This is a genomic window from Rhodococcus sp. 15-725-2-2b, assembly GCF_002259075.1.
In the GTDB taxonomy this organism is placed as follows: Bacteria; Actinomycetota; Actinomycetes; order Mycobacteriales; family Mycobacteriaceae; genus Rhodococcoides.
The window spans coordinates 207,681-234,623 of sequence record NZ_NPFL01000011.1; the positions used below are offsets into that span (position 1 = coordinate 207,681).

General features: G+C 65.8%; 27 protein-coding genes. 17 read left to right on the forward strand and 10 right to left on the reverse strand.

Going from position 1 to position 26,943, the window contains the following annotated elements; translation table 11 throughout:
• Positions 1-44: 44 nt before the first annotated feature.
• Entirely contained in the window at positions 45-1,412 is a 1,368-nt protein-coding gene (locus CH306_RS14855; protein ID WP_143545391.1) for a WS/DGAT domain-containing protein, read from the reverse strand.
• A gap of 181 nt (positions 1,413-1,593) precedes the next feature.
• Between CH306_RS14855 and CH306_RS14860 the strand changes: the two genes are divergently transcribed.
• On the forward strand, positions 1,594-2,958 hold the full coding sequence (locus CH306_RS14860; protein ID WP_094646988.1) for a sialidase family protein: 1,365 nt from the start codon (positions 1,594-1,596) through the stop codon (positions 2,956-2,958).
• A 57-nt stretch (positions 2,959-3,015) separates the two neighbouring features.
• On the opposite strand, the gene CH306_RS14865 is transcribed toward CH306_RS14860, so the two are convergent.
• Positions 3,016-3,837, reverse strand: coding sequence for a hypothetical protein (locus tag CH306_RS14865; protein WP_045199181.1), 822 nt, complete (start codon positions 3,835-3,837; stop codon positions 3,016-3,018).
• Positions 3,838-3,969: 132 nt separating this feature from the next.
• Positions 3,970-4,548 (reverse strand): TerD family protein, encoded by a 579-nt coding sequence (locus CH306_RS14870; RefSeq protein ID WP_032394223.1) that lies wholly within the window; start codon positions 4,546-4,548, stop codon positions 3,970-3,972.
• 226 nt (positions 4,549-4,774) lie between these two features.
• Between CH306_RS14870 and CH306_RS14875 the strand changes: the two genes are divergently transcribed.
• Complete coding sequence (locus tag CH306_RS14875; RefSeq protein WP_032394061.1) at positions 4,775-5,524, forward strand: DUF1906 domain-containing protein; 750 nt, start codon at positions 4,775-4,777, stop codon at positions 5,522-5,524.
• A 136-nt stretch (positions 5,525-5,660) separates the two neighbouring features.
• On the opposite strand, the gene CH306_RS14880 is transcribed toward CH306_RS14875, so the two are convergent.
• Entirely contained in the window at positions 5,661-6,521 is an 861-nt protein-coding gene (locus tag CH306_RS14880) for an Rv1157c family protein (protein WP_179272899.1), read from the reverse strand.
• Between the two features lie 303 nt (positions 6,522-6,824).
• Here CH306_RS14880 and CH306_RS14885 point away from each other — a divergent pair, with 303 nt between their 5' ends.
• Positions 6,825-8,045, forward strand: coding sequence for a mannosyltransferase (locus CH306_RS14885; RefSeq protein ID WP_052049269.1), 1,221 nt, complete (start codon positions 6,825-6,827; stop codon positions 8,043-8,045).
• Here CH306_RS14885 and CH306_RS14890 read toward each other — a convergent pair.
• Complete coding sequence (locus CH306_RS14890) at positions 7,987-8,271, reverse strand: 4a-hydroxytetrahydrobiopterin dehydratase (RefSeq protein ID WP_032394064.1); 285 nt, start codon at positions 8,269-8,271, stop codon at positions 7,987-7,989. The two genes, CH306_RS14885 and CH306_RS14890, sit on opposite strands and share 59 nt — an antisense overlap.
• 14 nt (positions 8,272-8,285) lie before the next feature.
• Between CH306_RS14890 and CH306_RS14895 the strand changes: the two genes are divergently transcribed.
• Positions 8,286-8,699, forward strand: a complete 414-nt coding sequence (locus CH306_RS14895) for a (deoxy)nucleoside triphosphate pyrophosphohydrolase (RefSeq protein ID WP_094646990.1) — start codon at positions 8,286-8,288, stop codon at positions 8,697-8,699.
• On the opposite strand, the gene CH306_RS29090 is transcribed toward CH306_RS14895, so the two are convergent.
• Positions 8,677-8,853: a hypothetical protein gene (locus tag CH306_RS29090; RefSeq protein WP_094609726.1), complete on the reverse strand. Its 177-nt coding sequence runs from the start codon at positions 8,851-8,853 to the stop codon at positions 8,677-8,679. The genes CH306_RS14895 and CH306_RS29090 overlap by 23 nt on opposite strands.
• 175 nt (positions 8,854-9,028) lie before the next feature.
• Between CH306_RS29090 and typA the strand changes: the two genes are divergently transcribed.
• The 5 genes from typA to CH306_RS14920 all read left to right on the forward strand — a co-directional run bounded on the left by typA (position 9,029) and on the right by CH306_RS14920 (position 14,538).
• Positions 9,029-10,966, forward strand: coding sequence for a translational GTPase TypA (typA, locus tag CH306_RS14905; RefSeq protein ID WP_032394066.1), 1,938 nt, complete (start codon positions 9,029-9,031; stop codon positions 10,964-10,966).
• Positions 10,967-11,071: 105 nt separating this feature from the next.
• A complete protein-coding gene (locus CH306_RS14910; protein WP_094647050.1) occupies positions 11,072-12,853 on the forward strand; it encodes an ABC transporter family substrate-binding protein in 1,782 nt (593 codons plus the stop codon).
• Positions 12,854-12,960: 107 nt separating this feature from the next.
• Positions 12,961-13,854, forward strand: a complete 894-nt coding sequence (gene mshB / locus CH306_RS14915) for an N-acetyl-1-D-myo-inositol-2-amino-2-deoxy-alpha-D-glucopyranoside deacetylase (RefSeq protein ID WP_094647051.1) — start codon at positions 12,961-12,963, stop codon at positions 13,852-13,854.
• 27 nt (positions 13,855-13,881) lie between these two features.
• Positions 13,882-14,040, forward strand: a complete 159-nt coding sequence (locus tag CH306_RS29095) for a hypothetical protein (protein ID WP_008714214.1) — start codon at positions 13,882-13,884, stop codon at positions 14,038-14,040.
• Between the two features lie 45 nt (positions 14,041-14,085).
• Positions 14,086-14,538 carry a hypothetical protein gene (locus CH306_RS14920; RefSeq protein ID WP_094646991.1) on the forward strand — a complete coding sequence of 151 codons (453 nt, stop codon included), beginning with the start codon at positions 14,086-14,088 and terminating at the stop codon, positions 14,536-14,538.
• Here CH306_RS14920 and CH306_RS14925 read toward each other — a convergent pair.
• The 3 genes from CH306_RS14925 to CH306_RS14935 all read right to left on the reverse strand — a co-directional run bounded on the left by CH306_RS14925 (position 14,465) and on the right by CH306_RS14935 (position 17,167).
• Positions 14,465-15,160 (reverse strand): uracil-DNA glycosylase, encoded by a 696-nt coding sequence (locus CH306_RS14925; protein WP_094646992.1) that lies wholly within the window; start codon positions 15,158-15,160, stop codon positions 14,465-14,467. The genes CH306_RS14920 and CH306_RS14925 overlap by 74 nt on opposite strands.
• Position 15,161: 1 nt before the next feature.
• Positions 15,162-16,610, reverse strand: a complete 1,449-nt coding sequence (locus CH306_RS14930; protein ID WP_094647052.1) for a PH domain-containing protein — start codon at positions 16,608-16,610, stop codon at positions 15,162-15,164.
• Positions 16,611-16,687: 77 nt separating this feature from the next.
• Positions 16,688-17,167, reverse strand: coding sequence for a PH domain-containing protein (locus tag CH306_RS14935; protein ID WP_032394070.1), 480 nt, complete (start codon positions 17,165-17,167; stop codon positions 16,688-16,690).
• Between the two features lie 71 nt (positions 17,168-17,238).
• Here CH306_RS14935 and CH306_RS14940 point away from each other — a divergent pair, with 71 nt between their 5' ends.
• The 5 genes from CH306_RS14940 to CH306_RS14960 all read left to right on the forward strand — a co-directional run bounded on the left by CH306_RS14940 (position 17,239) and on the right by CH306_RS14960 (position 22,909).
• Positions 17,239-19,830: a bifunctional FO biosynthesis protein CofGH gene (locus CH306_RS14940; protein WP_373453487.1), complete on the forward strand. Its 2,592-nt coding sequence runs from the start codon at positions 17,239-17,241 to the stop codon at positions 19,828-19,830.
• A 38-nt stretch (positions 19,831-19,868) separates the two neighbouring features.
• Positions 19,869-20,627 carry a hypothetical protein gene (locus CH306_RS14945; RefSeq protein WP_032394071.1) on the forward strand — a complete coding sequence of 253 codons (759 nt, stop codon included), beginning with the start codon at positions 19,869-19,871 and terminating at the stop codon, positions 20,625-20,627.
• A 114-nt stretch (positions 20,628-20,741) separates the two neighbouring features.
• Positions 20,742-21,065, forward strand: coding sequence for a ferredoxin (gene fdxA, locus CH306_RS14950; RefSeq protein ID WP_008714223.1), 324 nt, complete (start codon positions 20,742-20,744; stop codon positions 21,063-21,065).
• Positions 21,066-21,069: 4 nt separating this feature from the next.
• Complete coding sequence (gene dapC / locus CH306_RS14955) at positions 21,070-22,173, forward strand: succinyldiaminopimelate transaminase (protein WP_094629579.1); 1,104 nt, start codon at positions 21,070-21,072, stop codon at positions 22,171-22,173.
• A gap of 118 nt (positions 22,174-22,291) precedes the next feature.
• Positions 22,292-22,909 carry a LysE family translocator gene (locus CH306_RS14960; protein ID WP_032394073.1) on the forward strand — a complete coding sequence of 206 codons (618 nt, stop codon included), beginning with the start codon at positions 22,292-22,294 and terminating at the stop codon, positions 22,907-22,909.
• 166 nt (positions 22,910-23,075) lie between these two features.
• On the opposite strand, the gene CH306_RS14965 is transcribed toward CH306_RS14960, so the two are convergent.
• Positions 23,076-23,501, reverse strand: coding sequence for a hypothetical protein (locus CH306_RS14965; protein ID WP_045199197.1), 426 nt, complete (start codon positions 23,499-23,501; stop codon positions 23,076-23,078).
• A gap of 2 nt (positions 23,502-23,503) precedes the next feature.
• Here CH306_RS14965 and CH306_RS14970 point away from each other — a divergent pair, with 2 nt between their 5' ends.
• The 3 genes from CH306_RS14970 to CH306_RS14980 all read left to right on the forward strand — a co-directional run bounded on the left by CH306_RS14970 (position 23,504) and on the right by CH306_RS14980 (position 26,754).
• Positions 23,504-24,919 (forward strand): acyl-CoA synthetase, encoded by a 1,416-nt coding sequence (locus CH306_RS14970; RefSeq protein ID WP_094646993.1) that lies wholly within the window; start codon positions 23,504-23,506, stop codon positions 24,917-24,919.
• 45 nt (positions 24,920-24,964) lie between these two features.
• Positions 24,965-26,023, forward strand: coding sequence for an ABC transporter substrate-binding protein (locus tag CH306_RS14975; protein WP_094646994.1), 1,059 nt, complete (start codon positions 24,965-24,967; stop codon positions 26,021-26,023).
• A 71-nt stretch (positions 26,024-26,094) separates the two neighbouring features.
• On the forward strand, positions 26,095-26,754 hold the full coding sequence (locus tag CH306_RS14980) for an SDR family NAD(P)-dependent oxidoreductase (protein ID WP_094646995.1): 660 nt from the start codon (positions 26,095-26,097) through the stop codon (positions 26,752-26,754).
• Positions 26,755-26,943 lie beyond the last annotated feature (189 nt).

Here is a 26,943-nt window from a genome sequence, read left to right on the forward strand (position 1 = left end):
GACGCCCGACAAATGCTGAGAACTGTCTGGCAGTTCGGTCCCGGTCAGGCCAGAGCCGTGCGTACGTCCGCGAGAGCGTCGCGAAGGAGTGCCTCGTAGAGATCCGGGTCGGGTACGGCCGCGCTGTTGGAGGTGATGCCGACGGTGACGGTATCGCCGATGCCGTGCACTCCGTGGGTCAGGCTCATGGCCGGGGACAGGGCCGGGAAACCGGCGGTGAATCGGACGGAGCCGCCGCCGAACGTGAGGTCTGCGGCACCGCGCGAGACGCTGGAGACGACGGTGTTCCCGGTGACGGACGGAGGGACTGCGGTCGGATCGAACTGCGCGACGCCCCATTCGGCAAGAAATGCAGGCACGTGTGCTTCGACGGCGTCCTGTGACGCGCGGGCGGCCTCCGACAATGGATGGTTCGCGCGAGCCCGACGCGCGGCCAGATCGGCCGATACGAGTCGACTGCGAGTGCGGATGTCGGGCTCGTCGGTGAACAGTCCGACACCGACGTTGCCGAAATTGTTTCGCGCGTCGGCTCGTGTGTCCCTCGCCAGCGTGACCTCGGCGGCCAGGTCCGGACCATCGCCGAGAAGCCGTTGCAGTGCAACCGACACTGCGGTCAGTACGAAAGTGGTGACGGTGGTGCCGGCGGACTGCAGGTCGGATTTCGGAAGCACGATGGTGCGCACCGCCGTCCGGCCGGCGGGCGGCACGTCCAAGGCGGTCGGAGCGCGCGAGTGTGCGGGCGGAGGGATCTCACCGGAGTCGGTGCCTCGTCCGAGGCTCAGCGCGTCGCGTCGGGCACGGACGCCGCCGTGAACCATCTGTGCCAGTCGAAGCGGGACGGTCGCAGCGGCAACGATGGTGGATGCCTGCACGAACACCGCGGGAGGCTCCGCCCGCGCGGAGGCCGGTGGAAGTGGGTGCGTACCGAACAGGTCGCGGGCAGTGCGAGCGGCCAGTGTTCCGTCGGCTGCCGCGTGCGAAAGCTGGAGCACGGCAACGACGGCCGCGCCGCCGGGAGCGTCGGCGATGTTCGGATACAGGTGCAGGTGCCACACGGACACTCGGGGATCGACCTGACGGGCGAACGATGCCGCGATCGCGTCGAGGCACTCCGGCCAGGTGCGCGGCGTTCGGTGGACGGAGATCGTGTCGGGGCGCGGGCCCGCCTCGGTCCAGCGGGGATAGTCGAGACCGAATGCGACGTCGGTGATGCGTCGACGCAGAACCTCGATGCGCCCGCTGCGCTCGTGCAGTCGTGGCATTTCGGCGTCGAGGCCCTCGGATCCGTTGTCGAAGCAGTACAGCAGAAACTGGTCGCTCGGAATTTTCGACGCCATCCAGTACGCGCGCGCATCGGCCGGATGCAGGCGCGTCGATCGGGGGCGGCGGCTGTCGGCTCGAGCGCGGGGCACACGATGAGCCTATGCGGCACACTGCGAACCGAGATTTTACGTACTGATCGGTCCCGTTCTGTGATCTGTCACCAGGACGGGCCGAGGACTTCTTCGGTTGCCTGGAGGTCTACCGGGGCCATCGGCGCTAGCCTGGTCCAATGCATCGACCAGCACTGTGGCCGCGACACCGTGGCACCCCATGGCGGGTGTCGTGACGCCCAGAGTTGCTTCGGGTTATCGGGCAGGACTGCGTTCCTCGACCAACGCCGCCGCATCGGCCGACTTCGTCACCGACATCTCCTACACCGAGTACGGCTCTGCGGCCTGCACCCTCGGGGTGGCGGCGGACAACACCGTCTTCGTCGCGCCCGCATTCACCGTCGACGGTGTCGGTGTACTGCGCTCGTCCGACTTCGGAAAGTCGTGGCGCGCATCGGTTCCCGAGGGGGTGCAGCAGAGTCGGAACCGACCCTATCTGTACTTCGACGACATCGACGAGCGGCTGTTTCTGCACGCCGGCCGTTTCGACGCGGTGCCGCCCCACCCGCTGCGAACGGGCTTCACCCTCGGAGTCAGCGACGACCGGGGCGAAACCTGGCGCACCCGGAAAGTGGCATCGAAAGCGAGGATGGACGCCAAAGTATTTGCCGGACCGAGCAATTCACGGTCAGGGAGAGTTACGTATCTCTCCGCGCCCACGCCGTTCGCAGTACGGGTGCGGCCACTGATCAACGTCACCCGGCAGGTCATCTGGCGGTCCTTCGACGGCGGGGTGAAGTGGGAGGTGGCCGGTGGTTTCGACATCGATTCGAAGAAGATCCCCGGGTTGCCGAGTCGGGAGTACGTCGCGTTCGGCAAGGGCGTCGTCGCCCCGGACGGCACGGTCTACATCGGTGGCCGTTACGGCCGACGGTTCGCGGTGGCGGTCAGTCGCGACGAGGGCCTGACGTGGGACGTTCGGATGGTCCCCGGTTCGGCGCTGGCGAAATACCACAATGCAGTGCATTTTCTGCTGCTCGGATCGCGTTATCTGCTGCCGGAGTCGATGGCCGTCGACGACGACGGAAATGTGTACGCGGTGTGGCCGGACCGCGACGGGTTGCTGCATGCGGCCTGGTCCTCGGACGGTGCGGTGACGTGGTCGAGGCCGGTGGTGGTGTCGGCACCAGGGGTGCGCGACGCTCGCTTCGGCGCGATCACCGCCACCGGGTCCGGGCGAGTGGGCATCGCCTACTACGGACGTGAGAGGGGTCGTGCGTTCCACGGCTTCATCGCGCAGTGCCGCGACTTTCGTACCAGCGGCCCGGTGTTCGTCGGTGGAAAGTACAACGAACCCGACGCGCCGCTCTTTCCCTACGGGTTCTGCAGTGTCGTACCGGGTTTCGGCTCGAGGCGCTCACTCAACGAGATCGTTCGTGTGCATTTCGCCCCCAACGGTGACCTCGTGACCGGGGCGGCGATGCAGATGCGGGGAAGGAACAGGCAACGGCCGTGGGCGGCGCGATCGGAACACACCGAGATGCAGGCCGTCCTGGGCCGGTTGGGCCGAATCGTCAGCGCGTAGCAGCCGAAAGGCCCTGCAGCAGTGCGCTGCAGGGCCTTTCGTGATCGAGCGGAAACTCTAGGCGACGTTGATCATGCCGACGGTGGGGAAGAAGAAGCAGCTCTTGTCCGAACCGTCGAGGGCCTTGTGGTTCACGGTGCCGAACACCGCGGCGAGAACGGTTCCCGATCCGGTTTCGACGGGTACGGCGCGGGCACCGGCGGCAGGCAGCGAGTCGATCGCGCCGATGACGAACGGCCGAACGATGTCCTTCGCGGCGTCGGGTACGCCGGAGTTGGCGAGGATCGAGTCGGCGAGAGTGGTTGCCAAGCCGCCGAAGTCGGCGAATCCGCCCTTCAGGGTGTTGACGTTGAACCAGGCGACCTGCATCCCGGTCTTGTCTGCGGAATCGTTCACGATTCCGGCCGGGACGAACGCGAACATCGTCTCGCCCTTGTCGACGGCATTGAGCTCGGGAATCTCGATGGACGGCAGGAACGGCAAGGTGGGGATGGCCGGCGCGGTCAGCTGAGGCCACGGTCCGGCCGCTCCGCCTGCGACACCCGGAACGATGCCGAGGGGCGAGCCCGCCGTAGCGGCGCAGTTGATCGCTGCCGTGGGGTAGAAGAACGGCGTGATGCCGAAGTCGGTGAGGGCCTTGTTGGCCGCGTTCAGTGCGGCGAACGGATCGACGCTCGCGTCCTCGGCGACCGGGGTGCGTGAGTCGGCGATTGCGGTCGCGGCGTCGAGTGAGGCACCACCCTGTCCCTGCAGTGCGGCGATCGCCTGCGCCAGCGGATCGGCCGGTGCCGGCTCCGCTGCAGCAGTGGCGGGGACAGCGAGCAATGCCGCGCAGGAGAGCGCGAGCGCGCCGGCCAAACGGCTGAGGCGACGAGACATGTGTGACTCCTGTGACTGATGAGGCTTATGTTGCGTGTGCGCTGATACCACCACACATCATCTGGACGTCACAAGCTCAGCCGGAATCCGTTGTTCAATCGAGACGGTCCGAGCGACACAGTGCGCCGGCAGCTAGCCCACGTCGATGCCGAAGTCGCGCACGATCCCCTCGAGGCCCGAGGCGTAGCCCTGGCCGATGGCACGGAACTTCCATTCGGCCCCGCGGCGGTACAGCTCGCCGAACACCATTGCCGTCTCGGTCGAGGCGTCTTCGGTGAGGTCGAAGCGGGCGAGTTCGCGCCCGTCGGACTTGTCCACCACGCGGATGAACGCGTTGACGACCTGGCCGAAGTTCTGGCCAAGGGCATCGGCGTTGTGAATGGACACCGGGAAGACGATGGAGTCGACGTCAGGGGTCAGGGCCGCCAGGTCGACATCGATGCTCTCGTCGTCGCCCTCACCTTCGCCGGTCCGGTTGTCTCCGGTGTGCTCGATGGCACCGTCGGGGGAGCGGAGGTTGTTGTAGAAGACGAAGTAGCTGTCGCTCAGCGCCTTCTTCGTCGTGCCGAGTCCGATAGCACTGGCGTCGAGGTCGAAGTCGCCGCCGGTGGTGGCACGGACATCCCAGCCGAGACCCACGCTGACGGCGGTCAGGTTCGGTGCTTCTTTGGTCAGCGAGACATTTCCACCCTTGGCAAGCGTTACGCCCATGTCCATCCACTCCTCAGCGCGTTGGTCCGTGCATCGTCCACTCCACCATATTCATGTTCGAGATCTCGGTGCTCGAGGTGCACGTGTGAAGCCGGAGGGGAACGTGGTGGGTGTGAGCAGTGGGGCTGGCGGTACCGATGGGATTGTGGTGGGATACGACAAACGGTGAAAGATAGCAGTGGTTGTGCGATTTCTCGGGTAGGCGCGCCGCAGCGATCGAACGACGATGGAGATTTCTGTGCAGGTTTCGCGACGTGAGTTGTTCAAGTACGCCGCCGCGGGGTCCGCGGCCGCCGTCGGATTGGTTGCGTTGGGAACGGCGACCGCGCACGCCGACGCCGGGCTCGGCACCCTCGTCGACTACTCGGGTGGGGTGCCGTCGGCAGCGGCCATCAAGGCGGCCGGTCACCTCGGGGCCGTTCGGTACGTCTCCGATCGGCGACCGGATGCGAACTGGATGATCGGTAAGCCGATGCGCAAGTCCGAGGCCGACTCGCTGACGTCCGCAGGGCTGGAAGTGGTCTCGAACTATCAGTTCGGCAAGGGGGCCACGTCCGATTGGCGTGGCGGGTATGCGGCGGGTGTCAAGCATGCAGAGCGGGGACTCGAACTCCACCTCGCCGCCGGTGGTCCGACGGACCGCCCGATCTACGCGTCGATCGACGACAACCCCACCGCCGTGGAGTTCGCAACTCTGATCGCGCCGTACATCCTGGGCTGGCAATCGGTGATCGGAGCCGAGAACACGGGGATCTACGCCAACTCACCGACCATCGAATTGGCCTCGGTCGCCGGACTCGGCCAGTGGTATTGGCAGCACAATTGGGGAACACCCAAGGGCTTCGTTCACCCCGACGCTCACATTCATCAGATTCGAATCGACAAGGATTTCGTGGGCGGCGTCAAGGTCGACATCAACAACATTCTGAAAGCCGACTACGGGCAGTGGTCGAAATCCGAGGCGAACATTCTCTGAAATAACATCGATGTAATTCATTCCGGCAATTCTCGAATGCAACGCATCGTTGTTTTCGGAATTCGCCTGAATCGACAATTTCGCCCCCGGCTTCCGATGAAGCCGGGGGCGAAACTGTCGGTGGAGCAGATACGAGCTACGGAACGTAGACCGTACCGATGGTGGGCAGGAAGGTGCAGCTGCGTGGAGCTGCGGCCGGATCTTCCTTCGACTGCGTGGTGATCGAACCGGAGATCACCGAGAGGACGCGTCCGGGGCCGGTGTCGGCGATCGCGGACAGCGTTGCCGGACCGTCGGTGTTGATCATGGCCGCGCCGGTCAGGTCCTGCGTTCCCGAGCGACGGTTGTCGATGTTGAGCCACGTCACCGTCAGCGGAGCTGCCTGCTGCGCAGCGACGGGCGCAGTGCCGAGGGCGGTGAAGACGAAGCCGGCCTGTCCTGCGCCGGGTCCGGGAGGCGGCAGGGTGGCCGGTCCCGGTACGGCGAGGGCGGTTCCGACGGAATCGGCGGTGTCGGAAATGCATCCCTTGCCGAGCGTCGGGTAGAGGAACTGGGCGATGACGGGTCCGTCCGACGGCAGTTCGGGTCCGCCGCCGCCGGAGCCGTCCAGGAAGGTGATGACCCGTTCGAGCAGTGCCTTGACCTGGTCCGGGAGCTGTGCGGTTTCCAGCAGGGTGCGGGCCTGACCGAGCAGGTCCGCCGCCGGAGCAGCTCCCACGTCGGCAGGTCCGGCTGCGGCACCGAGAATGGCCGGTGCGAACGAGGCGAGTGCTTCGACGTCGGACAGGTTCGGCATCGGCTCACCGGGGGCGGGGAGGAACTGAGCGATCAGAGCAGCGGGATCGGCCGGTGCTGCGGGCAGATCTGCCGGTGCCATCGGCACCAACGGCTGTGCGGATGCGCTGGTCGGCACGACGAGTGCGGCGGCTGCGGCTACGGCCAAGGCTGTAACTACGCGACGCGTTCCGCGGGTACGAAGCACGGTGATATTCCCCATTCTGATCATGACGCGGGCCCACGGCGACAGCCGGTGCTCGAGGGGTCACTCTATGTAGCGCAATCCCCGATGTACAGCTGTTGTCGGTGGAGCCCTCCCCCGTCGCATCTTTGCCAGGGCAGTCTATTGGTCACACGCTGCGAATTCTCCGCAGACGCACACGATAACCTGTTACTGAAGTTATCAGTGTGAAAGGTGATGCAAATGTTACTCCGGTGCGCAGGCGGTTGGGGCGCATGAGCGGAGCCCTATAAGCTCGACGACCGATACACCGCATCGATACCGAACGGAACCGCACGCACAGTGAACCGACTTGTTCGGCTGGCCCCCGTTCTGCTCGCGGTCTCGGTGCTGAGCCGCTTCGTCTGGGCCTTCGCGACGCCCAACGGAATGAACCTCGTGGACCTCCACGTCTACGTCGACGGCTCCGCGGCACTGCTCGGCGGCAATCTGTACGACTACACGTATTCGGTACAGACCCCGGACTTCCCGCTCCCGTTCACGTACCCGCCGTTCGCCGCGCTGGTGTTCTTCCCGCTGCACTATCTGCCGTTCACGGTGATCGGTGTCCTGTGGCAAGCCGCGACCATGATCGCGCTGTTCGCCGTGGCGAGGCTGACGCTGTCGATGGTCCTCGGCGACGAGCGCGCCGCCGAGGCGCGCTGGGTGCGTATCGCCATGCTGTGGACCGCGCTGGGGCTGTGGTCCGAACCCGTACGGACGACACTCGACTACGGCCAGGTCAACGTATTCCTGGTGCTGCTGGCGATTCTCGCGGTACGCAGCAGCAGGTGGTGGGTGGCAGGCGGACTGGTCGGCTTCGCGGCCGGAATCAAGCTGACCCCGGCCATCACCGGTCTGTACTTCCTGGCCACCCGGCGATGGAAGGCCGCAGCGTTCTCGGCTGTGGCCTTCGCCCTTTCAGTCGCGGTCAGTTACGCGGCACTCGGACATCAGGCGGCCACGTACTTCACCACGCTTCTCGGCGATGCCGACCGCATCGGCCCCGTCGGCTCGGTCTGGAATCAGTCTCTGCGTGGTGCGCTCAGTCGGATCGCGGGGGAGGACGTCGGGCAGGGACCACTGTGGATCGTTGCCGCCGTCGTCGCGACAGGGCTTGCGATCGCGGCATGGCGTGCGATCGGACGCGAAGACCATCTGGGCACGCTGGTGATCGTGCAACTGTTCGGCCTGCTGATCTCACCGATCTCGTGGTCGCATCACTGGATCTGGGTGATCCCGATGGTGATCTGGCTGGTGCACGGCCCCCTGCGTGACGTCGCCGGGGCGAAGATCGTCGCGGGATACTGGTTGGTGACGGTGACCGTTGGGGTGCCGTGGCTGCTCAGCTTCTTCCAGGAATCGATCTGGACCATCCCTCGTCCCGCACTGGAAGCATGGGCAGGTGCCGTGGACGTCGTCGGAGCAGCGCTGTTCCTCGGCTGGGTGGTCTACGCCGGGCGAGTCAGGAAGGCGCGGTCAGTGCATCGATCCGACGCGCCAGATCCACATCCTTCTGTGTGAGCCCGCCGGCACTGTGCGTCGACAGGGTGAACGTGAGCGTGCGCCATCTGATGTCGATGTCCGGGTGATGGTCCGCTTCCTCCGCGGCCTCGGCCACGCGGTTCACCGCCTCGATGGCAGCCGGAAACGACGCCAGTTCGACGGTGCGCGTCAGGGATTTCCCGACCACGGTCCATTCGTCGAGCCGGGCGTCCTCGATGTCGCGATCGGTCAGCAGTTCGGTCATAGAAAGATGGTGGCATGTCCGGTACCCCCACCGCTGTGGTTGTCGCAGCCGCGTTGACGCACGACGGCAGGCTGCTGCTCGCGCAACGAACCCGTCCGCCCGAGCTGGCGGGTCTGTGGGAACTGCCCGGCGGCAAGGTCGAGCCCGGCGAGTCCGAGGACGCGGCCCTGGTGCGCGAGTTGCGGGAGGAACTGGGAGTCGAGTGCTCGGTCGGAGCGACGCTGAGCGGCGACGTCGATCTTGCGGGCGGGCTGGTGCTGCGCGCCTACCGGGCCTCGCTCGTCTCGGGAATGCCTGCAGCGCTGGAACATTCGGCCCTGCGGTGGGTGGATGCGGAGACGCTGCCGACGATGGATCTCGTCGATGCGGACCGGCTCTGGCTGCCCGAACTGCTGGAGATCCTGCTCACTTCGCCCGGGCGGTCTTGAGGCCCTTCTTGAGGTCCTTCTTGGTTGCGCCCGCCGATTCGAGTTTCTTCATTCGCATGATGACCACGGGGCATTTGATGCACCGAACCTTCTTGCGACAGCATTTTTTCTTGGGCTTCATCCCCGAGACATCTGCTGCCTTTATCTTGCCCATGAGCACCAAGACTAATGGGTGGCGCAGGTCACAGACCTGAGGGTGGCGCGGGGTACCGTCGGACTACGGGTAAACTCGATCAGTCGCGAGAACCTCGCGGTGCAGCGCGCTTCTCTAGCGACATAAGCCCGCTAGCGAACAAGAGCCCGCATTCGACTCCAGGAGAATTTTTCGCGTGAGCGCCCCAAGCAGTGCAGACAACATCGACAGCACCACCACTTTTCGCAACGTAGCCATCGTTGCACACGTCGACCACGGCAAGACCACCCTGGTCGACGCCATGCTCCGGCAGTCAGGCGCGTTCGAGGAACGTGCCGAAGCGATCGACCGCGTCATGGACTCGGGTGACCTCGAAAAAGAAAAAGGCATCACGATCCTGGCCAAGAACACGGCCGTTCACAAGCGCAACGCCGACGGCACGATCACCGTCATCAACGTGATCGACACCCCCGGCCACGCCGACTTCGGCGGCGAGGTCGAACGAGGCCTGTCCATGGTCGACGGCGTCGTCCTTCTCGTCGACGCTTCCGAGGGCCCGCTCCCGCAGACCCGCTTCGTCCTGCGCAAGGCGCTCGCCGCCTCGCTCCCGGTGATCCTGGTCGTGAACAAGACCGACCGTCCCGACGCGCGCATCGAAGAGGTCGTCTCGGAGAGCCACGATCTGCTCCTCGACCTCGCGTCCGACCTCGACGACGAAGCGTCCGAGGCCGCCGAGCTCGCACTCGATCTCCCCGTTCTGTACGCCTCCGGCCGTGAGGGCAAGGCGTCGCGTGTTCAGCCCGAGAACGGCCACGCGCCCGACGCCGAGAACCTCGACGAGCTGTTCGAGGTACTCCTCAACTACGTCCCCGCGCCCAAGGGCAACGTCGACGCACCGCTGCAGGCCCACGTCACCAACCTCGACGCGTCGGCCTTCCTCGGCCGCCTCGCCCTGGTGCGTATCCACAACGGCCAGCTCTCCAAGGGCCAGACCGTGAGCTGGATGCGCGAGGTCGACGGCGAACCCGTCGTCCAGAAGGCCAAGATCACCGAGCTGCTCAACACCATCGGCGTCGAGCGCGTCCCCGGTGAGCGCGGCGTCGCAGGCGACATCGTCGCCGTCGCGGGCTTCCCGGACATCATGATCGGCGACACCCTCGCAGATCTGGAGGATCCGGTCGCGCTGCCTCGCATCACCGTCGACCAGCCGGCCATCTCCGTCACCATCGGCACCAACACGAGCCCGCTCGTCGGTCGCGTCAGCGGCCACAAGCTCACCTCGCGCATGGTCAAGAGCCGTCTGGACCAGGAGCTCATCGGTAACGTCTCGCTCAAGGTTCTCGACATCGGTCGCCCCGATGCCTGGGAGGTCCAGGGTCGTGGCGAGCTGGCGCTGGCCATCCTCGTCGAGCAGATGCGTCGCGAAGGCTTCGAGCTCACCGTCGGCAAGCCCCAGGTGGTCACCAAGCAGGTCGACGGCAAGCTGCACGAGCCCTTCGAAGAGCTCACCGTCGACACACCGGAGGAGTACCTCGGCGCGGTCACTCAGTTGCTCGCAGCTCGCAAGGGCAAGATGGTGCAGATGACGAACCACGGCGCAGGCTGGGTTCGCATGGAGTTCATCGTTCCCTCGCGTGGCCTGATCGGTTTCCGCACCGATTTCCTCACCGAGACTCGCGGCACCGGTATCGCCAACGCCGTCTTCCACGGATACGCACCGTGGGCAGGCGAGATCCGCGCCCGCCACACCGGCTCGCTCGTCTCGGACCGTAACGGCACCGTCACTCCGTTCGCGATGATCCAGCTGGCCGACCGCGGCACGTTCTTCGTCGAGCCGGGTGCGGACACCTACGAGGGCATGGTCGTGGGCATCAATCCGCGTCAGGAAGACCTCGACATCAACGTCACCCGCGAGAAGAAGCTGACCAACATGCGTCAGTCCTCCGCAGACGTCATGGAGACCCTGGCCAAGCCCAAGAAGCTCGACCTGGAAATGGCGATGGAGTTCTGTGCAGGCGACGAGTGCGTCGAGGTGACCCCCGAGGTCGTCCGCGTCCGCAAGGTGCACCTCGATTCCAACGAGCGCGCCCGCGAGCGTTCGCGTAGCAAGACTCGCGACAAGGCTGCTCTGTAAGACTCACTTCGTGCGGCAGAAGCGACGTGTCACCCTCGTGGGGCGCGTCGCTTCTGTCGCAGAAGTAGCCGACTACCAAGGAGATCCTCGTTGCGCAAGGTGCTGATGCCGACGGTTCTGGTTTCTGCCATCGCTCTGGCTCTCACCGCGTGCACTGCGGATCCGCCGCCCCCCATCGAGAGTGTCGAGACTCCGGTCAGCACGACGATGGTTCCGGCCGAGACCGGTGATCCGGTCGTCGTCGCCATCGACGACGTCGGTATCGGGTTCAATCCACATCTACTGGCGGATCAGTCGCCTGCGACGGCCGCGGTGAGTTCACTGGTTCTGCCCAGCCCGTTCCGCCCGGTCAAGAACCCCGACACCGGGGTGACCACCTGGGAGCCGGACCTGTCCTTGCTGCTCTCGGCCGAGGTGACGTCGCAATCGCCGTTCACCATCCGCTACCAGCTGCGCAACGAGGCCCAGTGGTCCGACAGCGCGCCGATCGCCGCCGAGGATTTCCGCTACCTGTGGCAGCAGATGATCACCCAGCCCGGTGTCGTCGATCCGGCGGGGTACGCCCTGATCAGCGACGTTGCGTCCTCGGGCGGTGGCAAAACGGTCGACGTGACGCTCTCGTCGCCGTATCCGGCCTGGCAGCGACTGTTCGCCGATCTGGTGCCCTCGCACCTGCTCAAGGACTCACCGGGCGGTTTCCAGGGGGGCCTGACGGACAACGTGCCGGTCTCCGGTTCGCGGTTCAACATCAAGACCGTCGACCGGGGGCGCGACGAGATCCTGCTCGAACGCAACGATCGATTCTGGGACCGACCCGCATCACCGGACCAGATCCTCATCCGCCGCGGAGGAACCTCTGCGCAGCTGGCCGATTCGCTGCGGTCCAGTGACGCTCAGATCGCTCAGGTTCGCGGGGGCTCGGCGCTGCGGGCGCAGCTCTCCGCAATTCCCGGAGTGCGAACCGACACCGTCAGGCAGTCACGTGTGCTGTCGATGACGATCAACGGTCGAGCTCCTAACATGTCCGATTCTGCTGTGCGGCAAGGGATATTCGGTCTGCTCGATCCGAACCTGCTGGCCACGGTCGGAGCAGGCGGCGGCGCGACCGATCGCCGGGCGGCTGCGCAGCTGTCCTCGCCGTCCGACCCCGGCTACTCCGCGACCGCGCCCGCCCCCATCGGCAAGACCGCTGCCCTCGATCTACTCGGTCGGGCCGGGTTCGTGCCGACACCCGATGCCGTGGTGACCTCGACACCGAATCCGAGCGCACCGACCACCGCGGCTCCGACGACGAGTCCCGCCCCGAGTGCGACGGGCGCTCCTCGGTCGCCCGTCACCCGCCTTGCCGACGCGACCGGCACCGCGTTGCGGTTCGTGATCGGTGCGGTCGAGAACGACGACATCGCGCTCGCGGTCGCCGGGACCGCCGCCGACGAACTCGTCGGCGCGGGCATCGACGCCACCGTCACCCCACTGCCTGCCGACGAACTGTATTCGACGGCGTTGACCGACGGGACCGTCGACGCGGTCGTGGGATGGACCAGCGCCGGGGTCGACCCCGCCACGGCCCTCGCCTCACGATTCGGCTGCATCGACGCAGCGGCCGACGGCAGTGGCGACGGCGTCGAGGTGCTGCGCAACCTGTCCGGCCTGTGCGTTCCGGAACTGCAACCGACGATCGACAGGGCACTGGTGAGCGGTCTCGACCCCACCGTGGCCAGGAACGAGGTCGAGCCCGAACTGTGGTCGCTGGCGTCGACCCTGCCGATCATGCAGGACTCGTCCGTGGTGGCCGCCGTTCCCGGCATCACCGGCGTCTCGTTGACCGGCCCGGTGGAGGTCGGGATCTTCGCCGACGCGTCGCAGTGGATACGGACACCCCGATGACCGAACCCGGCGAGACCGACGACAACGACACAGCGAGCGACACAGCGATGACGAACGATTCGACGAGCGAACAGACGATGCCGGAGCCTTCCATACCGGAGCCTTCGATGACGGAGCCGCAGCGGTTGCTCCTGGTGCATGCACACCCGGACGACGAGACGATCACCACCGGCGGCACCATCGCTCACTACGTCCGTGCCGGAGCGGACGTCACGGTGCTCACCTGCTCGCTCGGCGAGGAGGGAGAAGTGATCGGCGAGACGTGGGCAGATCTGGTCGTCGACCGTGCGGATCAGCTCGGCGGCTACCGAATTCTGGAACTGCACCGCGCTCTCGCGGCGCTGGGGTGCAACCCACCTCGATTTCTCGGCGGTGCCGGACGGTGGCGAGATTCGGGAATGGCCGGGACGTCGGCGGCCCGCAAACCGCGCGCGTTCGTCAACGCCGATCGCACCGAGGCTCTCGGAGCGCTCGTCGCGGTGATGCGCGAGCTCCGACCGCAGGTGGTCGTCGGGTACGACCCCGAGGGCGGATACGGCCACCCCGACCATCAGCAGGTGCACTCGCTGGTGACCGAGGCCGTCGAGGTCTGCGGTACGGAGTCGTTTCCCGGCGTCGGATCGCCCTGGGAGGTGGCGAAGTTCTACTGGACGGTCACCGGACACGATCAGTTGCAGGCGGGACTGGCCGCCATCGAGGAGATTCCCGCGCACTGGCGAATGCCGGAGGTCGGCGAGCTGCCGAGTGTTTCCGAGAGCGTCATCACCACGAGTGTCGACATTCGCGGCGTGCTCGATGCCAAGAGGAATGCGCTCCGGGCCCACGCGACTCAGGTGACCGTCGCACCGTCCGGCAGCGAGTACGCACTGTCCAACGACATCGCCCAACCGATTCTGCTCGACGAGCAGTACGTGCTCGTCCGCGGTGAACTCGACCCCGATGAGACGGGCAGGGAGAACGACCTGTTCGCCGGCGTACTAGGCTGTGGCTCGAATCACTGATCTCGATACAGCAGGGGCGGAACACACATGTACAACTGGGTAGTGCAGGACGCGATCGTCGCGTTCGTCGATTCTCTCAAGCCGCAGTTCGGCGCGCAGGCAGATCTGTACCAGTACGTATTGGGACAGATCGCCATGGGTGCGAGCAACTTGCTGACCTCACTGGGATACCCGCCGGTTTCCTGAGTGCCGGTGCACTGAATCGACCCGGGTCAAGGCAGTATTGGGCGCATGATCTCGAAGGCCGCATCCAATACTGTCGCCCTGGTGTCCTGGGCGACTGTCGCAGTACTGGTGTTCGACGGCTTCCTGTCCGGAATTCTGTCGGTCTTCTTCCTACCGACCTACCTCGGTTCGGTGCAGTTCCCCATCAGCGCTGTGCTCGGCGGGATCGCGAACGTCGCGCTGATTCTGGCCGCACGCAAAGTCGCAGATCGACCGATCTGGGTGGCGTCGCCCCTGTTCGGTTGGTTTGCCGCGGTGGTGCTGTGCATGCTCGGCGGTCCGGGAGGCGACGTTCTCCTACTCGCCGATTGGCGCACCATGCTGCTCATCGTGGCCGGTGCGGGCCCCGCCGGAGTGCTGCTGTTCATGTTCCGGATGAAGGCGATCACAGCAAGCGTGCATGCCGACCCGCATCCCGCAGCACGTCCTCGATCATCGTCGGAGTCAACAGTCCGGTGAAGGTGTTTCGCTGGCTCACGTGATAGCTGGCGAACACGGTGATCGAGCCGAGGTCGAGCCGAGCCCCATGGCCGAATTTCGGTGCGGGCCTCGGCACATCCCACCCGTTCGCGGCCAGTGTCGGCAGCAGAGACTGCCAGCCGAAAGCTCCGAGAACGAGGACGGACCTCAGGGTCGGACGCAGCAATCGCAATTCGTCGTCGAGCCAGGGTCTGCACCGGTCACGTTCGGCGGGAGTCGGTTTGTTCTGCGGCGGAGCGCAATGCACCGGAGCAGCGATGCGAACCCCGTTGAGCGTCAATCCGTCTCCGATATGGGTGGCAGTGGGTTGGCTGGCCAGGCCGACCGCATGCATCGCTCGATAGAGAACGTCACCGCTTCGATCACCGGTGAACATCCGACCGGTGCGGTTCGCGCCGTGTGCCGCGGGTGCCAGACCCACGATCAGCATCGATGCATCGGCCGGGCCGAAACTGGGAACGGCTTTGCCCCAATACGTTTCGTTCGCGAACGCGGCCCGCTTCTCGGTAGCGACCTGCTCACGCCACTGCACCAAGCGTGGACAGGCGCGGCATTCGGCCACCGCGAAGTCGAGCTCGTCGATGCTCTGCGGCCGCGTCATGTCAGGTCCGGTGCAGCCAGACGTCCCCGGCTCCAGGGGTGACGGCGTCGATCATCGCCCACGCGTTCTCGATGGGGATGTCGACCACCTCGTAGTGTCCGACGCCTGCGGGAGTTGCGGCGACGACGGTCGCGACCCCGGCGCGACGCTGAAAGAACGTCTGCCGCACCGTCCAGCCGATGATGCCTGCCGCTTCGAGGCTGTGTCGAGTCCTGTCGAGCGAACCGTGCTGGGTGATGAGCCAACCGGGCAGCACCGTGTGGCCGAGGCCGCGGAAGCGATCGTGAGCGAGTCCGAATGCAGCAACGAACAACACCCCGACCGCGATCCACGCCAGCACCGGGATCGGTGCGCCGACGTACTGTGCGATGCCCAGTGCTGCACCGAGAACCAGCACGGGCAGCACAGCGCGGGTGTAGCGGCGTCGACGCGCTGCGGGTCCGTGTTGCAGCAGAGGCCGGTCCGGACTTCCGTGCAGACCGGCCTCGCCGAGCACCGTGGTCATCATCCGCAGCGCCTCGGCGCGTGGGGCCTGGGGGAGCAGCAGAGACGATTCCTTCTTCTCGGCGCTGACGCCCGTCATGATGGCGTCCAGCCTTGCTCCGCCGGCCGCACGAAGCAGCAGTGGTTCGGACAACGAGGTGCCACGAAGTCGCTTGCGATCGAGTGTCGACTGACGGGTGCGCAGCAGTCCGTGGCTGACGTGCATGGTGCGTCCCTGGTCGGTCACGGTCAGGTTGGCGTAGGCCAGCAGGTAGCGGACGCATGCGAAGATGCTCGACACGACGAGCAGCGCCATCAGCGCCACGACGACGAACACCGCGATGCCCAATCGCTCGGCGGAGTCGATGCTGTTGGAGACCACCGACGATTCGGCCAGTGTCTGCCCGAGCCCGTATTGGAACAACACGCCGACGGCCGCAGCGATGGTGACGATGCCGGTGATGGAGAACGGCGCGAACCGCACCCACGAGAACTGCCAGTGCGCAATCTCCACACCGGAATCCTCTGCTGCGGTGGGTGTTCCGTCGGTCGCCGGGACCTGCCCCGAGACTCGCTGCAACAGATCTCCGCGGAGTGCCGGTACCAGCGAGGTGTCGAGGGCATTGAGCTCGAAGGCCTCACCCTTGCCTGCCTGTTGCCCGGTGCCGATGCGCAGGATGGACAGGCCGAGTACGCGGTGCAGGACGTTCGCTTCCACGTCGACCGACCGAATCCTGTTGCGCGGGATGGACAGGACCTTCTTCTGCAACACTCCGGTGCGCAGTTGCACGTGTACCGGACCGATTCGGTAGCTGGTGGTGAACCACCGCAGAATTGCGAACACCACCACGACGGCGAGGATGCCGAGACTCCAATAGTGGTTACCGCTCTGACTGCCGACGAAGAACGAGATCAGCAGCACCGGCAGGATCTTGATGCCCTCGTTCACCGGATGTACCAACAGCATTCGCTTGTCCAGGCGCAGCCAGGGCTGTTCCTCCTCGACGGCGAGGAGTTCCGCCTGATCCTGCGGGCTGCCGGCGGTCACGTGGCATCTCCGACGGTACGGCCGGCGATATCGGTCAGGCGCGCGACCGTCTTGTCCGCGACGTCCTGATCGAGCGCTGTGATCTTCACCGCGCCCGCGGACGACGCCGTGGTGACGGTGACGGTGGCCAAGCCCAACAGACGGTCGAGTGGTCCGCGCTCGGTGTCGACGGTCTGTACTCGCGAGATCGGTGCGATCCGCCGCTCCTGGCTCAACCAGCCGGTGCGGGTGTAGACCGCGGTGTCGCTGATCTCCCAGCGATGCACGCGGTACCGCCACTGCGGCACGACCGCGACGTGCAGGGCCGCGAGGACGATCGAGGCGACGAGGACGGTGACGTGTGGCCAGGTGGTCCAGTTCGAGTCGACGACGGCCCAGACGATCTGGGCGACGAAGATCGGTACCCACAGCAGACCGGCACTCAGCGCCCAGAGCAGACGCGCACGCGGAGAGGGTTGCCACTGCGGATCGGTCATCGTTGTCACGGCTACAAACCTAGGGGTGTCGTTCGGTAACCACCACCCCCGGAGCCTGCGGAACGACCCGAATGGGGGAGGGGTGGGTGGCACGTGCGTACCAGGAAGCGCATGATCGACTGGTGACTTCGCTGCCTGATACCGCTCCAGCCGCTTCTGCCATGCGCCGCGTTCTGCGTCGCGCCCGGGACGGAGTCTCGTTGAACGTCGACGAGGCGACGGTTCTGCTGCATGCGCGTGGGGACGATCTGGTGGATCTGATGGCGTCGGCGGCGCGAGTTCGTGATGCGGGTCTGGAGTCGGCCGGGCGTCCGAAGACGGTCTCGTATTCGCGAAAGGTCTTTGTACCCATCACGCGGTTGTGCCGCGACAAGTGCCATTACTGCACGTTCGTCACGGTGCCCGGCAAGCTCAATGCGGCCGGGCACGGGATGTTCATGGATCCCGACGAGATCATCGACGTCGCTCGCAAGGGTGCCGCGCTCGGGTGCAAGGAAGCGCTGTTCACCCTCGGCGACCGACCGGAGGAGCGGTGGCCCGAGGCCAAGGCGTGGCTCGATTCCCGCGGCTACGATTCGACCCTGGATTACGTGCGCGCCATGTCGATCCGGGTGCTCGAGGAGACCGGCCTGCTGCCGCACCTCAATCCGGGAGTGATGTCGTGGCAGGAGCTGTCGCGACTCAAGCCGGTCGCCCCGTCGATGGGGATGATGCTCGAGACCACCTCGCGTCGGTTGTTCGAGGAGAAGGGGCAGGCGCACTACGGCAGCCCCGACAAGGATCCCGAGGTTCGGCTGCGGACGTTGACCGACGCGGGTCGCCTGAACATTCCGTTCACGACCGGAATTCTGGTGGGAATCGGCGAGACACTGCGCGATCGCGCCGAGTCGATCATGGCAATTCGTAAGGTGCACAAGTCTTTCGGGCACGTTCAGGAAATCATCGTGCAGAACTTCCTGGCCAAGTCCGACACCGCGATGCGGTCCGTTCCCGATGCGGGGCTCGAAGAATTCCTGGCGACCATCGCGGTGACGCGCATCGTGGTAGGCCCGTCGATGCGGATTCAGGCTCCGCCGAATCTGGTCGAGCCGGAGGAGACCGCAGCGCTGCTCGGTGCAGGCGTCGACGATTGGGGCGGGGTCTCGCCGCTGACCCCCGATCACGTCAACCCGGAGCGGCCGTGGCCGAACCTCGACACCCTTGCCGAGTTGTCCGACAAGGCGGGCTACCGCTTGGTGGAACGTGTTGCAGCGCAACCGCAGTACGTTCTGGCCGGCGCTCCGTGGATCGATCCGCGGATCTCGGCGCACGTGCGGGCGCTCGCCGATCCCGAGACCGGCATGGCGCGTGAGAACGTCAACCCGACGGGTCTGCCGTGGCAGGAGCCGGACGAGGAGTGGGAGTCCTCGGGACGCGTCGACCTGAACACCGAGATCGACACTCAGGGACGCAATACCGAGACGCGCTCGGATCTGGCGAATGCGTTCGGCGACTGGGACTCCATTCGCGAGCAGGTGCGCGATCTCGCCGGGCTCGAGCGGGTCGATCGCGACTTGGTGTCGGCATTGACGGCAGCGGAGAAGGATCCGGCCGGGCTGACCGACGAGCAGTACCTCGCACTCGCCACGGCCGAGGGTCCGGGCATGGACGCCGTCGCGGCCCTGGCGGACGATCTGCGCAAGCAGGTCAACGGAGACACCGTCACCTACGTGGTGAACCGGAACATCAACTTCACCAACATCTGCTACACCGGGTGCCGCTTCTGTGCGTTCGCGCAGCGCAAGGGTGACGCCGATGCGTTCACCCTGTCCACCGCCGAGGTCGCCGATCGTGCGTGGGAAGCGCACGTCGTCGGTGCCACCGAGGTCTGCATGCAGGGTGGAATCGACCCCGAACTACCGGTGACGGGCTACGCCGACCTGGTGCGTGCGGTCAAGGCTCGGGTTCCGTCCATGCACGTGCACGCGTTCTCACCGATGGAGATCGTCAACGGGGCCTCCCGCGGCGGTCAGTCGATTCGCGAGTGGCTCACCGAACTCCGGGCCGCAGGGCTGGACTCGATACCGGGTACGGCCGCGGAGATCCTCGACGACGAGGTCCGCTGGGTGCTCACCAAGGGCAAGCTGCCCGCTGCCGAGTGGATCGAAGTAATCACCACCGCGCACGAGGTGGGCCTGCGGTCGAGCTCGACGATGATGTACGGGCACGTCGACAATCCGTCGCACTGGGTCGGTCACCTGAACGTGCTCAAGAAGATCCAGGACGAGACCGGTGGGTTCACCGAATTCGTGCCGCTGCCGTTCGTGCACCAGTCCTCGCCGCTGTATCTGGCCGGAGCGTCCCGACCCGGGCCGACCAACCGCGACAACCGTGCGGTGCACGCCCTGGCTCGCATCATGCTGCACGGCCGAATCGACAACATCCAGACATCGTGGGTGAAATTGGGAATCACGGGTACACAGGCGATGCTGAACGGAGGCGCGAACGATCTGGGAGGGACCCTGATGGAGGAGACGATCTCGCGTATGGCGGGTTCGCAGAACGGTTCGGAGAAGACCGTCGCGGAACTGCACGAGATCGCCGACGGCATCGGACGACCGGTTCGTCAGCGCACCACCACGTACGGCCCGGCTCCGGCGGTATCGGTTGCCGGCTTGATCTGACCCTCGGGTCCCCTTTTTCGAAATGGAGCTTGTCTGACATGGACGACCGTCGAGTCGCCGCGGTTCTGAGCAGTGCCGTCGCCATCATTCATCCCGTGCTCGACATCCTGGCGACACGGGATCCGATCGGGCTCAAGGGGCGCACGTTCCGTGAGTCCTCCGCGGATGACTCGACGCTCGACAACGTGATCGATTTTCTCGCGAAGGCCTTCGACACCACCGACTTCCCCGGTACCGCGGGCTGGGAGAAGCTCGACAGCGACGCTCGTTCGCAGTGGTGGGTCAATCGGATCGGCGCACTCAACACCGTGGCCGTGGCGTTCCCCGGTGTGTTCGGCATTCTGGTCAACCGCCTGCCGATCCAGGATCTGCTCGGGTTCGCCAACCAGGCGATGGTGCTCGTGGCCGTGGCGCGCGAGTCGGGGGTCACCGACCGCGAGACGCACGTCGCGCTGCTCGGATCGGTGCTGTGCAAGCGCGATCTGACGTCCCTGGCCGACAGTGCTCCGGCGCAGAAGGAGCAGTCACCCAAGTCGGGTCCGTTCGCACTGCTGCGCGGAATGTGGCAGATCGCGAACGTACTGCGGGACGTGGCAGGCGAACTGGAGAAGCGTCCGCACCCCCGCGGCTTCTACCGCGTGCTCGGCGCCATCCCGCTCGTCGGTGGCGTCGCCGGATATCTCGGTGAGCGCGGCGCTCTCTCGCGTGCCGCCAAGCAGGGGCGCAAGTGGCTCGCGGCCCACAAGAAGGCATCGGCACTCGGTGCCGACTCGCCCGCGAAGCAGTTGCGTCGATAGCCGAGCGGGGCAGGTGAGGCGACCCTGAGTCGGTCGCCCTCGAGTTCGGACGGCGATACTAGGATGCTCAGGGCGCGCGAGCGCCCACGATCGATACAGGAGGGGAGAGCAGCAGTGACCTACTCGATTGCAGAACCGTGCGTAGATGTACTGGACAAAGCGTGCATCGAAGAGTGCCCGGTGGATTGCATCTACGAGGGTAACCGAATGCTGTACATCCACCCCGACGAATGCGTCGACTGCGGAGCCTGCGAGCCCGTGTGCCCCGTCGAGGCCATTTTCTACGAGGACGACGTGCCCGAGCAGTGGAGCGCATACGTCGGTGCCAACGTCGATTTCTTCGACGACCTGGGATCTCCCGGTGGCGCAGCCAAGCTCGGCAAGACGGACTACGACCCGCCGTTCATCAAGGCTCTGCCTCCCATGGGCGAGAACTGACGCCTTGGCACGCAGAGCGGTGGCAGCGACGCTGCCCGATTTCCCATGGGACTCGTTGACCGCTGCCAAGGAGACGGCGTCGGCGCACCCGGACGGCATCGTCAATCTGTCGGTCGGGACACCGGTGGATCCGGTTGCCGAGGTGATCCGCACCGCACTGAATTCGGTTGCGGACGAACCCGGATACCCGACGACCGTCGGTACCGTTGCGCTGCGGGAGGCCGCGGTGGCTGCGCTCGAGCGCCGCTACTCGATCACCGGCATCGGGGTCGACGCCGTGCTGCCTGCCATCGGCACCAAGGAAATGATCGCGTGGTTGCCGACATTGCTGGGCCTCGGAGCCGAGGACCTGGTCGTCATCCCCGAATTGGCCTATCCCACTTACGAAGTGGGTGCTCTGCTTGCCGGCGCTCGTATTCTGCGGGCAGACGGTCTCGCGCGTCTCGGACCGGAGCGGGCGTCATTGATATTCGTCAATTCGCCGTCCAACCCGACGGGCAAGGTGCTCGGTGTCGAGCACCTGCGCAAGGTCGTCGACTGGGCCCGCGAACGTGACGCGATCGTCGTCTCCGACGAGTGCTACCTGGGTCTGACCTGGGATGCCGAGGCCGTGTCGGTTCTCGACCCCCGCGTGTGCGACGGAGATCACACCAATCTCCTTGCGGTGCACTCACTCTCGAAGACCTCGAACCTGGCCAGCTATCGCGCCGGCTTCGTCACCGGAGATGCCTCCCTCGTCGCCGAGTTGCTCGAGGTGCGCAAGCATGCCGGCATGATGGTGCCGTTGCCGATCCAAGCTGCCATGACCGCCGCACTGGCCGACGACGAGCACGAGAACATCCAGCGCGAGCGATACCGAGCCCGGCGAACGACTCTCAAATCCGCCGTCGAGGCAGCGGGCTTCACCGTCGACCACTCCGAAGCCGGGCTCTACCTCTGGGCCACGCGGGGTGAGAAGTGCCGCGACACCGTCGACTGGCTCGCCCAGCGCGGCATCCTCGCCGCACCGGGGGAGTTCTACGGTCCCGACGGTGCCCATCACGTGCGGATCGCATTGACGGCCACGGACGAACGCATCGAGGCTGCGGCGGCTCGCCTGCGCGGATAGTGCGTGGTGCACTGACTGTCCACGATTCGGCCCGGCCAACGGAATTCCGTTTCTCGATGCGAATTGTGGGCAGAAAAGTCGGTTGGCTTCGGCTCGGCCCGGGTGTTCTCATGTACCCATGACTCTCAGCCTGCTGCTCAGCTTCGCCGGTGTGTGTTTTCTGCTGGCGATCCTGCCCGGGCCCGATTCGTTTCTGGTCCTCCGCTACAGCATCGGCGGCCTCAAGCCGGGCATCGCGGCGGCGATGGGCGTCGCGATCGGCGGACTGTTCTGGGCCGTGCTGGTGGCCGTCGGGCTGGCGGCGATCGTCGAACAGTCCGCGACGGCGTATCGGGTCGTGAAGATCCTCGGCGGGCTGTACCTGTTGTATCTGGGCGTGAAGGCTTTCCGGGCTCGACGGAAGAACAAGGTGGCAGGCGAGCCGCTCGTGCCCGTCGCCGCGTCCGCGTGGTCGGCGTTCGGTGCCGGAGTTCTCTCGTGCGCGCTCAATCCCAAGGTCGGACTGTTCTATCTCGCGGTGGTGCCGCAGTTCCTCACCGTGGTCACGTTCGCCGGTGCCATGACGCTCGGGCTGGTCGAAGTGGTGGTCGCGGCGCTGGTGATGGGGGTGTTCTCCGTTCTCGCCTCACGTGCGGTCGCGCTGCTGCGCAGGCCTGCGGTCACCGACTGGATCGACCGCATCAGCGCAGGAATCCTGGTCGCGCTCGGCGTCGGCACCGTCGCATCCTCGGCCTGAGTCAGGGAATCGGCAGCATCACGTTTCACGACTGACGGGCACTGGGGCGCGGCCTGGATCTCGCACACGCGCGCGCACTTGCCATAGGCACGCAGATTCGTGACGCGAAACCACTCGCGTTCAGCACACGCGCGCGCGTTTGCGAGGACCAGAGGGGCCCAGTCGATCACGGCTCGAGGTCCGGCTCGCCCACGTCCCAGCCGCCGCGTCGGATGCGCAGGATGTAGACCAGTTCGTTGCTGCCGAACGCCTCGACGGTGGTGAAGCGTTTGGGCTCCGTGTTGACTTCGGGATTGCGTGCGTGCGCTTCCTCGTAGAGCTGAGTGGCTCGGAGATCGGCCAACTCCACACGGGTCCAGAAGTCGTCGGACTGCACCGAGTAGACCAGCCTGGGCGCGCCGTCGGTGACGTGTGCGACGTCGATGTCGTCATCGTCGGAATCGGAGTCCTCGAGGTCCAGATCGAGGTCGTCCTCGGAATCGGTGTCCTGCTCGGCGTCGGTTCCGATCAGATAGACACCCGCCTGCAGGTCACCGGCGGCGACCGTCATGTACTCGGCGTAGTCGCCGGTGTCGATTCCGTCCACGTCCATGTATGTACGGTAGCCATGTGCTGCTTCGTTCACTGAACCCACTCGCCGTTGCGCGGGGAGACGACATTCCCGACGCCATCACGATCGACGGAGTCTCGCTCTCTCGTGCCGACATCCTGGGCGCGGCGACGTCCGTGGCCGAGCGCATCTCACGAGCCGACCGCCTCGCGATCTACGCGACGCCGTCGGTGAAGACGGTGCTCGCCGTCGTGGGTGCACTCATCGCCGGTGTCACCGTGGTACCCGTTCCGCCCGATGCCGGGGTGGCCGAACGTGAGCACATCCTCCGCGACTCGGGCGCGCAGGCGTGGCTCGGTGAAGCACCGCCCGCTACCTCCGGCCTCGATGTTCTGCCGGTGCGTCAGCATGCACGGTCGTGGCACAGCTACCCCGAACCGCTACCGTCCTCGGTTGCGTTCGTGCTGTACACCTCCGGTACCACCGGCCCGCCGAAAGGCGTCCTGATCTCTCGCAGCGCCATCGCGGCCGGGCTCGACGCGTTGGCGCAGGCCTGGGCATGGACGTCGAAAGACACTGTGGTGCAGGGGCTTCCGTTGTTCCACGTGCACGGCCTCATTCTCGGTGTCCTCGGCCCACTTCGGGTGGGCAGCCCGCTGATCCACACCGGTAAGCCGACGCCGGAGCTCTACGCGGCCGCACGCGGGTCCCTGTACTTCGGGGTGCCGACCGTATGGTCGCGCATCGCCGCGGACGAGGACTCGGCCCGCGCTCTTGCCGGTGCCCGTCTGCTGGTTTCCGGCAGCGCCCCGCTTCCGGTCCCGGTGTTCGAGAAGCTGCGTGAACTCACCGGCCAGGCTCCGATCGAGCGATACGGCATGAGCGAAACCCTCATCACCATCAGCACCCGCGCCGACGGGGAGCGTCGCGCAGGCTCGGTCGGACTGCCGGTCGCGGGCGTCGAGACACGGTTGCGTGGAGAGAAGGGCGAAATCCTGCCGCACGACGGCGAATCCATCGGAGCGTTGCAGATCCGCTGCCCCATGCTGTTCGACGGCTACCTGAACAACCCGGACGCGACGGCGAAGACCTTCACCGAGGACGGGTGGTTCGACACCGGAGACGTCGCTCTCGTCGAGCCCGACGGCTTCCACCGAATCGTGGGACGAGCCTCGACCGATCTGATCAAGTCCGGCGGATATCGCGTCGGCGCAGGGGAGATCGAGACGGTGTTGCTGGGGCATCCGAGCGTCGACGAGGTGGCCGTGGTCGGTGTGCCCGACGACGACCTCGGCCAGCGCATCGTGGCGTACGTCGTCGGCACCGATGTGGAGGATCGAGTGCTGATCGATCTGGTGGCCACCGAGCTCTCGATTCACAAGCGGCCCCGCGAGATTCGAGTGGTCGACTCTCTCCCACGCAACGCGATGGGCAAGGTCCAGAAGAAGTTGCTCGGCTGATGACCCCTTGACGGCATAGGTTAGGCATGCCTATTGTTTCCGGTCATGACCGCACCTGCGCCTGAATCGGCCGCCGCTTTCGCTCTCGGAGCACACCGATCGGAGGCAACCATCATCGAGGCGGCGACGCGTCGTCAGTTCCTCATCGGCAGCGTTGCCCTCGCTGCGTTGATCGCCGGCTGCGGTAGCGGTGAGGAGCAGGCCACGGGCGATGGGACGGTAGGGGACGGCTATCCCCGCACGATCGTCGACGATGCGGGTGAGTCCGTCGTGATCGACCGTCGGCCACAGCGGGTTGCCTGTGTGGCCAACCTGTGGGATCTCGATACAGTACTTGCGCTCGGGGTCGTCCCCGTGCAGTTCGGGGTGCGCGAGGGCTTCGCCGAGATGATCGGCGCACCGAACAGATCATGGGAGTGGCACGAGAACGCCCTCGCCGAACTCGGTGGGACGAGTGAGCGGATCTCCCTCGGTGAGTCGATCGACACCGAGCGCATCGCAGCCGCCGAACCCGATCTCATCATCGGCGACGACGGGGTGGCCGATTCCCGTTCTCAGCTCGAATCGCTTGCCCCGGTGGTGCAGATCGCGTCGTTCGATTGGCGGGCCAACCTCGAGATGATCGGTGACGCACTCGACCGGCGAGATCGCGCCGACGAGCTCATCGCGGACACCGACGCCAGGATGTCCGCCGCGCTCGAAGGGCTCGACGTCGGCGGTGCCACCGTCGGCTTGATCGCCGCCTACGACACGTCCATGTTCTACGGGCTCGGTCACGAGTCGATCCCCGCCGTCGATCTGTTCCGGCGAGCCGGGTTCACGACGGTCGCCGCACTGTCCGACGGAGCGACAGCCGACGCCCCGCGTCCCGAATTTTCCGCCGAGAACGCCGACGTCCTCGCCGATGCCGATGTGCTCGTCGTGTTCGACTTCGGCTCGGCCGGAATCGTCGAGACCGGACTGTTCACGTCGTTGCCGAGCGTCGCAGCGGGCCGGGTGGTGGTGCTCGAACAAGGTGAAGTGGCTCAGGGCTTCTCGACGTTGAGCCCGCTCAATCTCGACCTCTGCATCGACGTGGTTCGCCGTGCGGCCGAACTGCTGTGAGTACACGCCCCGGGCTACGTCGTTCGGCCGGTCGTCAGCGAGCGTTCGAGTAGGCGGTTAGCCTCGAAATCATGACCTCTCTCGACGGCGCACGCATTCTCGTATTCGGTGCCAGCGGCGGTCTCGGCGGACCGATCGTCGAGCAGCTCGCGAAGGCCGGGGCTCGGTTGACTCTGAGCGGCCGGAGCATCGAGTCGGACCATCACACGGTGAACGCCGATCTGACGCTGCCCGATTCGGCCCGATCGGTGGTCGCGGAGGCCGTCGAACACCACGGCGGATTGGACGGAATCGTCATCGCCGCGGGCGTTGTGGCGTTCGGACCGGTGACCGAGGTGGACGACGACACCGTCGACGAATTGCTGCTGCTGAACTATCTGGCACCGCTACGCGTGCTTCGAGAAGCACTGACCACGCTGGACCAAGGCGGGTTCGTGCTCAACATCAGTGCAGTCGTGGCCGACAAGCCGATGCCGAACATGGGTGCCTATTCGGCGAGCAAGGCAGCGGTGAGCGCGCTGCTGAAAAGTGTTCGTACAGAAGCGCGGAAGTCGAAGATCAGGATCGTCGACGTGCGTCCGCCGCACACCGAGACGGGGCTTGCGACCCGGCCGATCGCCGGGCAGGCACCGAAACTACCGCAGGGTCTGACGCCGGATGCGGTGGCAGCACGTATCGTCGCGGCGATCACCGACGACGAGACCGATGTCGGCGCGGATCAGTTCTCGTAAGCTATTGTCGGCATCGTGACCGAGACACACGTGACCGACGCAGCCAGAAGGCTCGTGCGTCGTCGCACCATCGACTTCGGTCTCGTCTGCACTTCTTCCTGTTCGTAGCTGTCGATCGAACCCATCCCCGACGAGCATTTCGCGCTCCTCGGGTAGTTCCGGCAACCCTCGAATCGAACAGGAATTCTC